This window comes from Verrucosispora sp. SN26_14.1 (assembly GCF_004307965.1).
Taxonomy (GTDB): domain Bacteria; phylum Actinomycetota; class Actinomycetes; order Mycobacteriales; family Micromonosporaceae; genus Micromonospora.
In genome coordinates, this window is sequence record NZ_SISL01000824.1 from 1 (window position 1) to 1084 (window position 1084).

At 73.0% G+C, this 1084-nt stretch carries 2 protein-coding genes; both read right to left on the reverse strand.

Features of this window, described 5'->3' with window-relative positions; translation table 11 throughout:
* Positions 1-695: NUDIX domain-containing protein (locus EYA84_RS32215; RefSeq protein WP_201272555.1), on the reverse strand; the 695-nt coding region annotated here is incomplete at its 3' end.
* Between the two features lie 80 nt (positions 696-775).
* Positions 776-1084 (reverse strand): MaoC/PaaZ C-terminal domain-containing protein (locus EYA84_RS32220; protein ID WP_255446687.1); only part of this gene is annotated, 309 nt, incomplete at its 5' end.

Genomic DNA, 1084 nt, shown 5'->3' on the forward strand with positions numbered 1-1084 from the left:
GCCCGGTAGAGGCGGGCACGCGGGCCGCCCCGGCTGCCGCCGCGTTCGGTGTTGGCGCCGGTGCTCTCCACGAAGCCGGGCACGGAGAGCACCTTGCGGTGGAAGTTGCCGGCGTGCAGCGGGTGGCCCCAGACCGTCTCGTAGACGGTGCGCAGCTCGCCGATGGTGAACTCGGGCGTGAGGAACCGGGTGGCCAGCGGCGTGTACTCCAGCTTGGAGCGGGCCCGCTCCAGCCCGTCGTCGACGATCCGGCGGTGGTCGAAGGCGAGTTCCCGGCCGGGCAGCTCGGCGACCGGCACCCAGCCGGCCTCGTCGGCGTCGGTGCCGGCGGTGGCGTCCGGCAGGTCGGGGGCGAAGGCGAGGTGGGCGATGGAGACGACCCGCATCCGGGGGTCGCGCTCGGGCGCGCCGTAGCTCGCGAGCTGCTCCATGTGGACGCGACGCAGCCGCTCCCCGCCGAGCCCGGTCTCCTCGGCCAGCTCCCGCCGGGCGGCGGTGGCCGGGTCCTCGTCCGGGCGGACGAAGCCGCCGGGCAGCGCCCAGTGTCCGGCGTACGGCGGCTCGGCGCGGCGGATCAGCAGCAGGTGCAGCGCGTCGTCCCGGATGGTCAGCGCGACCACGTCGGCGGTGACCGCCACGGCCGGGTAGGCCCGTGGGTCGTAGGAGGCGAGGAAGTCCTGCTCGTTCACGCTCAATCACTCTCACTCTGAGAACATCTCTATGTGAGAACAACTTAGCGCGAAAAGAAGGGCCGGGCAAGTGCCCGACCCTCACCTCAGCGAATCGTGCCCACCAGATGCGGTCGACCTCGCTGGTCGTGCAGCGCGACGTCCCACCCGGCCCGGGCCGCCGTGGCGCTGAACGCCACCGTGCTCGGCAACGGCACCGGCAGCTTGAACGCCACGTCGACCGTGTACGCCTCGGGCAGCCGGTTCTCCACCGCCGCCAGGCAGCGGGCCTTGCTCCACATCCCGTGCGCGATCGGCCGGGGGAAGCCGAACAGCTTCGCGCCCAGCCGCGAGGTGTGGATCGGGTTGTGGTCGCCGGAGACCCGCGCGTAGTCCGTACCCACCCGGGGCTCGAC